Below are 1,025 nucleotides of genomic sequence, written 5' to 3'. Positions count from 1 at the left end.
CCCCCGCCGTGAACAAAAGACCGCCACCATGCCCCAATCCAGCAAATCACGCCCGACAACCGACCGGTCCCACCGATCCACTCGTCGCCCTCAGCGAAGAGCTCCCGCAACTGGGATGGATTCACCAGCCGATCCTCTCGGTGCCGCGGTCCGATTGCTGAGCGAAACGGCACACGATTTGAAATCCCCCTTGGCCGGCATCGCAGCCACGATGGAAGTCATTCGCGACGGCAGCCTTGGCGACGTGACCCCGTCTCAGGCGGAATTTCTGCAAGCCGCCATGACTCAGTGCGCATACATCGATTCGCTGATCGGCGAATTGTCACGAGCGGAACGCTTGCGGTCCGGCACACCTCGCGTCCGCCGCGTTGCCACCAAACGAACCGCGATTCGCGACGCCGTGGATTTGTCCACTCGCTCGCTGCTCAGCAACAAACAAATTGACCTGCACTGGGACGGTGCCGAACCGAACTCGACCGACACACTGGTCGATTCCACCATCCTTTCGCGTTTGCTGACCAACCTGATCATCAACGCGGAACGGGCCAGCAAACCTGGGTCGCCGATTTTGATTCGAGTGGAAGACGACCTGAATCGCGGAGTCGCGGTCTGGTCGGTGATCGATCGTGGCCGAGGAATCTCACCGCAACGTTTGCAACAACTCAGCGGCACGCAAAAGATCGCTTCCGATCTGGGTGGCGAAGGCCTCGGATTGCTGATCTCGCGACAAATGGCGTCGCTTCACTATTCCACGCTGACTCTGCGAAGTCGGCTGGGAAGCGGCACCGACGCAGTGTTCGAAACGCCCCTGGCCACCCCGGCGGGAATCGCCACCACGTTCGCTCGGTTCCGTGCTGAAAGGCGAGGCACACGTTCGCGTCCGCAAACCATCCAGCAATGGAAGTCCGACGAATCGAAAGCGTTCGAACGCGAACTGCGTGGCGGCAATCGTGTTCGAATTGAAAGCATGCCGAACACTTCGTCGTGGCATGAGATCCAATTGCAATCCGATGACATTCGTCCCG

General features: G+C 59.9%; 1 protein-coding gene. It reads left to right on the top strand.

The genetic code is table 11. The annotated features are described in order from the left end of the window. Positions 1–115 precede the first annotated feature (115 nt). The coding region (locus tag B2R17_RS04740) for a sensor histidine kinase (protein ID WP_286763062.1) at positions 116–1,025 on the top strand (910 nt) is incomplete at its 3' end.

Source organism: Rhodopirellula sp. UBA1907, from assembly GCF_002337565.1.
In the GTDB taxonomy this organism is placed as follows: Bacteria; Planctomycetota; Planctomycetia; order Pirellulales; family Pirellulaceae; genus Rhodopirellula; species Rhodopirellula europaea.
The sequence above is the reverse complement of the archived record's forward strand: the minus strand, read 5'-3'. Positions and strand labels throughout refer to the sequence as shown.